2 protein-coding genes are annotated in these 6613 nt (G+C 71.8%); both read right to left on the reverse strand.

The features are described from left to right. Window positions 1-70: 70 nt before the first annotated feature. Entirely contained in the window at window positions 71-1531 is a 1461-nt protein-coding gene (locus tag HCN52_RS20345) for a glutamate synthase subunit beta (protein WP_168089904.1), read from the reverse strand. Further along, window positions 1524-6137 (reverse strand): glutamate synthase large subunit, encoded by a 4614-nt coding sequence (gene gltB, locus HCN52_RS20350; protein ID WP_168089905.1) that lies wholly within the window; start codon window positions 6135-6137, stop codon window positions 1524-1526. Before gltB ends, HCN52_RS20345 begins: the two co-directional genes overlap by 8 nt. Between the last annotated feature and the right edge of the window lie 476 nt (window positions 6138-6613).

Below are 6613 nucleotides of genomic sequence, written 5' to 3' on the forward strand. Positions count from 1 at the left end.
CCGGCCCGGGTGCGGGGCGGGACCGGGGCGCCCCCCGGGTCCCGCCGCACCGGCCGGGGCCGGCGCGCCGTCAGACGGTCAGCGCGCGGTCGGTGGGCCGCACCGGGTAGGGCAGTTCGCTGCCGCCGGTGAGGAACCGGTCGACGCCCCGGGCCGCGGCGCGCCCCTCGGCGATGGCCCAGACGATGAGCGACTGGCCGCGCCCGGCGTCCCCCGCGGCGTAGACGCCGCGCGTGGAGGTGGCGTACTCGGCGTCACGGACGATGTTGCCGCGCTCGTCGAGCTCCAGGCCGAGCTGGGAGACCAGGCCGTTCTCGGTGTCGGTCCCGGTGAAACCCATGGCGAGGGTGACGAGCTGTGCGGGGATGCGCCGCTCGGTGCCCTCCTTCTGGTGCAGCGCGCCGTCGACGAACTCGACCTCGATCAGGTGCAGCGCCTGGACGTTGCCGTCCTCGTCACCCTCGAAGTGGGTGGTGGAGACGGCGTAGACCCGCTCCCCGCCCTCCTCGTGGGCGCTGGTCACCTTGTAGAGCATCGGGAAGGTCGGCCACGGCTGGTGCGGGGCGCGATCCTCACCCGGCCGCGGCATGATCTCCAGCTGGGTGACCGAGGCGGCGCCCTGGCGGTGGGCGGTGCCGACGCAGTCGGCACCGGTGTCGCCGCCGCCGATGACGACGACGTGCTTGCCCTCGGCGGAGATGGGCGGTGCGATGAAGTCGCCCTCCTGCACCTTGTTGGCGAGCGGCAGGTACTCCATCGCCTGGTGGATGCCGTTCAGCTCCCGCCCGGGGACCGGGAGGTCGCGGGCGATGGTGGCGCCGGCGGCGATGACCACCGCGTCGTAGCGACGGCGCAGGTCGGTGGCGGTGATGTCGCGGCCGATCTCCACGCCGGTGCGGAACTTGGTCCCCTCGGCCCGCATCTGCTCGATGCGGCGGTTGATGTGCCGCTTCTCCATCTTGAACTCGGGGATGCCGTACCGCAGCAGCCCGCCGAGCCGGTCGGCCCGCTCGAAGACGGCGACGGTGTGGCCGGCCCGCGTCAGCTGCTGGGCGGCGGCCAGACCGGCCGGCCCGGAGCCGATCACGGCGACCGTCTTGCCCGACAGGCGGCCGGGGGGCTGCGCGGTGACGGCGCCGGCCTCCCACGCCTTGTCGATGATGGTGACCTCGACGTTCTTGATGGTCACCGCGGGCTGGTTGATGCCGAGGACGCACGCCGACTCGCAGGGCGCGGGACACAGCCGCCCGGTGAACTCCGGGAAGTTGTTGGTCGCGTGCAGCCGCTCGCTGGCCGCGTTCCAGTCGCCGCGGTAGGCGTAGTCGTTCCACTCGGGGATCAGGTTCCCGAGCGGGCAGCCGTTGTGGCAGAACGGGATGCCGCAGTCCATGCAGCGCCCGGCCTGCTTGGTGATGATCGGCAGCAGCGAGCCGGGGACGTAGACCTCGTTCCAGTCCCGGACCCGCTCGGGGACCGGGCGGGTCTCCGCGACCTCACGTCCGGTGGTGAGAAAGCCCTTCGGGTCAGCCATGGGTCGCCGCCTCCATCATCTTCTCGTGGGTCGCGGACTCGGAGAGCCCGGCCTGCTCGGCGGCGTCCTTGGCGGCGAGCACTGCCTTGTAGGTGAGCGGGACGATCTTGGAGAAGCGGGTGACCGTGGTCTCCCAGTCGGCCAGCAGCTTCTCCGCGACGGTGGACCCGGTCTCCTGCTGGTGGCGGCGCACCACGTCGTGCAGCCACGCGGCGTCGGAGTCGTCCAGCTCCACCACGGCGTCCCGGTTGCCCACGTTGACGTGGGCGCGGTCGAGGTCGATCAGGAACGCGGTGCCGCCGGACATGCCGGCGCCGAAGTTGCGGCCGGTGGTGCCGAGCACCACGGCGGTGCCGCCGGTCATGTACTCGCAGCCGTGGTCGCCCACGCCCTCGGCGACCACCAGGGCGCCGGAGTTGCGGACGCAGAACCGCTCGCCCACCTGACCCCGCAGGAACAGCTCTCCCCCGGTCGCGCCGTAGGCGAGGGTGTTGCCGGCGATGGTGGAGTACTCCGCGAGGTGGTCCGCGCCGCGGTCGGGCCGGACCACGATGCGGCCGCCGGAGAGGCCCTTGCCGACGTAGTCGTTGGCGTCGCCCTCCAGCCGCATGGTCACACCGCTCGGCAGGAACGCGCCGAACGACTGCCCGGCGGAGCCGGTGAAGGTGAGGTCGATGGTGTCGTCGGGGAGCCCGGCGCCACCGAACTTCTTGGTGACCTCGTGGCCGAGCATCGTGCCGGCCGTCCGGTTGATGTTGCGGATCGCCAGCTGCGCGCGGACCGGCTGGGCGTCCTCGGCGCGGTCGGCCTCCAGCGCGTCGGCGGAGAGCCGGATCAGCTCGTTGTCGAGCGCCTTGGCCAGGCCGTGGTCCTGCTCGATCACCTGGTGGCGCACGGCCCCTTCGGGCAGCTCGGGCACGTGCAGCAGCGGGGCGAGGTCCAGCCCGCGCGCCTTCCAGTGGTCCACCGCGCGGCCGGTGTCCAGCAGCTCGGCGTGACCGATCGCCTCGTCCAGCGTGCGGAAGCCCAGCTCGGCGAGGAGCTCCCGGACCTCCTCCGCGATGAACTCGAAGAAGTTGACGACGTGCTCGGCCTTGCCGGCGTACCGCTCGCGCAGGACCGGGTTCTGGGTGGCGATGCCGACCGGACAGGTGTCGAGGTGGCAGACGCGCATCATGACGCAGCCGGAGACGACCAGCGGCGCGGTGGCGAAGCAGTACTCCTCGGCGCCGAGGAGCGCCGCGATCAGCACGTCGCGGCCGGTCTTCAGCTGGCCGTCGGTCTGCACCACGATCCGGTCGCGCAACCCGTTGAGGAGCAGCGTCTGCTGCGTCTCGGCCAGGCCGAGCTCCCAGGGGCCGCCGGCGTGCTTGAGCGAGGTCAGCGGCGAGGCGCCGGTGCCGCCGTCGTGGCCGGAGATGAGCACCACGTCGGCGTGGGCCTTGGAGACACCCGCCGCGACCGTGCCGACACCGACCTCGGAGACCAGCTTCACGTGGATGCGGGCGACCGGGTTGGCGTTCTTCAGGTCGTGGATCAGCTGGGCGAGATCCTCGATCGAGTAGATGTCGTGGTGCGGCGGCGGGGAGATCAGGCCGACGCCGGGCGTGGAGTGCCGGGTCCGGGCGACCCACGGGTAGACCTTGTGGCCGGGCAGCTGGCCGCCCTCGCCGGGCTTCGCGCCCTGCGCCATCTTGATCTGGATGTCGTCCGCGTTGACCAGGTACTCGGAGGTCACGCCGAAGCGGCCCGAGGCGACCTGCTTGATCGCGGAGCGGCGCTCGGGGTCGTACAGGCGCTCCGGGTCCTCGCCGCCCTCACCGGTGTTGGACTTGCCGCCCAGCCGGTTCATGGCGATGGCCAGCGTCTCGTGGGCCTCCTGCGAGATCGAGCCGTAGGACATCGCGCCGGTGGAGAACCGCCGCACGATCTCGGAGACGGGCTCGACCTCCTCCAGCGGGACCGCGGGGCGATCGTGCTTGAGGCCGAAGAGGCCGCGCAGCGTCATCAGCCGCTCGGACTGCTCGTTCACCCGCTCGGTGTACTTCTTGAAGATGTCGTAGCGGCGCTCGCGGGTGGAGTGCTGGAGCCGGAAGACGGTGTCGGGGTCGAAGAGGTGCGGCTCGCCCTCGCGACGCCACTGGTACTCGCCGCCGATCTCCAGCCGCCGGTGGGCGGAGGTGACGCCGGAGCGCGGGTAGGCCTTGGTGTGGCGCTCGGCGACCTCGCGCGCCACCACGTCCAGGCCGATGCCGCCGATCTTGGTGGCGGTGCCCTGGAAGTAGGTGGCGACGAACTCCTCGTCGAGGCCGATGGCCTCGAAGACCTGGGCGCCACGGTAGGAGGCGACGGTGGAGATGCCCATCTTGGACATCACCTTCAGCACGCCCTTGCCCAGCGCCTTGATGAGGTTGCGGATCGCCTGCTCGGTGGTGAGGTCGGGGGTGTTCTCGAAGAACGTGCCCCGGCGGGCGAGGTCCTCCACCGACTCCATGGCCAGGTAGGGGTTGACCGCCGCCGCGCCGTAGCCGATGAGCAGCGCGACGTGGTGCACCTCGCGGACGTCGCCGGCCTCGACCAGCAGCCCCATCTGGGTGCGCTGCTTGGTGCGGATCAGGTGGTGGTGCACGGCGGAGGTGAGCAGCAGCGACGGGATCGGCGCGTGCTCGGCGTCCGAGTGCCGGTCGGAGAGGACCACGATCCGGGCGCCGTCGGCGATGGCAGCGTCCACCTCGGAGCAGATCTCCGCGATGCGGTCGGCCAGCGCGTCGCCACCGCCGCTCACCCGGTACAGGCCGGAGAGGATCGCCGAGGAGAACTCCGGCATGTTGCCGTCGGCGTTGGCGTGGATCAGGTTGGCCAGCTCGTCGTTGTCGATCACCGGGAACGGCAGGGTGACCGAGCGGCAGGAGGCCGGCGTCGGCTCCAGCAGGTTGCCCTGCGGGCCGAGCGAGGAGCGCAGCGAGGTGACCAGCTCCTCGCGGATCGCGTCCAGCGGCGGGTTGGTGACCTGCGCGAAAAGCTGCGTGAAGTAGTCGAAGATCAGCCGGGGCCGGTCGGAGAGCGCGGCGATCGGCGTGTCGGTGCCCATGGAGCCGATCGGCTCGGCGGCGCTGCGCGCCATCGGCGCGAGCAGCACCCGCAGCTCCTCCTCGGTGTAGCCGAAGGTCTGCTGCCGGCGGGTGACCGAGGCGTGGGTGTGCACGATGTGCTCGCGCTGCGGCAGATCGGCCAGCTGGATGAGTCCGGCGTCCAGCCACTCCTGGTAGGGCTGCTCGGCGGCGAGCCCTGCCTTGATCTCGTCGTCCTCGATGATGCGCCCGGCGGCGGTGTCCACCAGGAACATGCGGCCCGGCTGGAGCCGGCCCTTGCGGACAACCCGCGCGGGGTCGATGTCCAGGACGCCGACCTCGGAGGAGAGCACGACGAAACCGTCGTCCGTGACCCAGTAGCGCCCGGGGCGCAGACCGTTGCGGTCCAGCACCGCGCCCACCTGGACGCCGTCGGTGAAGGTGACGCAGGCCGGTCCGTCCCAGGGCTCCATCAGGGTGGAGTGGTACTGGTAGAACGCCCGGCGCGCGGGGTCCATGGTGTCGCTGTTCTCCCACGCCTCCGGCACCATCATCAGCACGGAGTGCGGCAGCGACCGGCCGCCGAGGTGCAGCAGCTCCAGCACCTCGTCGAAGGTGGCGGAGTCGCTGGCGTCGGGGGTGCAGATCGGGAAGACCCGCTCCAGCGCCGCCTGCGGGTCGGTGGCGTCGCCGCCGTCGCTGCCCGCCGCGGCGAACAGGTCGCTGTACAGCTGCGACTCCCGGGCGCGCATCCAGTTCCGGTTGCCGCGGACGGTGTTGATCTCACCGTTGTGCGCGATGAACCGGTAGGGGTGCGCCAGCGGCCAGCTGGGGAAGGTGTTGGTGGAGAAGCGGGAGTGCACCAGCGCCACGGCGGAGCGAAGACGGCGGTCGGAGAGGTCCGGGAAGAACGGCTCCAGCTGCCCGGTGGTGAGCATGCCCTTGTAGACCAGCGTCCGGGAGGACAGCGACGGGAAGTACACGTCGGCCTCGCGCTCGGCGCGCTTGCGCAGCACGAACGCGGGTCGGTCCAGCTCCAGACCGCTCTGCCGGCCGTCCGTGACGAACAGCTGGCGGAAGACGGGCATGGTGTCGCGCGCGGCGGCGCCCAGCAGCCCCGGGGTGACCGGGACGTCGCGCCAGCCGAGGACGGTGAGGCCCTCCTCGGCGGCGATGGCCTCGATGCGGGCGGCGGCCGCGTCGGCGGCGGCGCCGTCGCTCTCGCCGCCGGGCGGCAGGAACGCGGTGCCGACGGCGTAGTGGCCGGCCTCCGGCAGCGTGAAGTCGACGTTCTCCCGAAGGAAGGCGTCGGGGACCTGGATGAGGATGCCCGCGCCGTCACCGGTGTCGGGGTCGCTGCCGGTGGCGCCCCGGTGCTCGAGGTTGCGCAGCACCGTCAGGGCCCGGTCCACCAGGTCGTGGCTGGCCTCACCGGTGAGAGTGGCGACGAAGCCGACGCCGCACGCGTCGTGCTCCTCCGCTGGGTCGTACATCCCCTGCTTGGCCGGATAGGCAGCCGTGGACCCAGAACGCATCGGCTCTCCCGTCGTCATCAGTGGCAGCTGTGGTACCGAGGGACGACGTTGGCCCTGGCGAAATTTCGTGAAGGTTACATGATGGCGGCATTGCCGGTTTGTGGACACCTGTATCCATCATGCGGACGGTGCGCGCACGGGCGCGGCCCACGGGGAGGCCGGAGCCGGGCGGGCCACGGTGCCCGAACCCGCTCGCTGGGGGGCTCGGAGCATATGCCCGCCGGTGACATCGGTGAAACCGCCGGGAAACACGGTTCACCGGGAGTGACGACCGTGGTGTGACGCGCCGGGCACTCTCTCACCCCGACCCGGGCAGCGGCAAGACCCCGGACCGAGATGTGATTCCCACCGCAGCGCCCTCACCGGCGGAAAAGGACACGGCCGGCGCCGTCCGGCGGGCCCGGCAGCGGGCACCGGCGGGCCGCAGCGAGCGCGCCGTCGTCCAGGGTGCCGTCGGGCAGCGGCAGCAGCTGCTG

The sequence above is a fragment of the Streptomyces bohaiensis genome (assembly GCF_012033785.1).
Lineage (GTDB): Bacteria > Actinomycetota > Actinomycetes > Streptomycetales > Streptomycetaceae > Streptomyces > Streptomyces bohaiensis.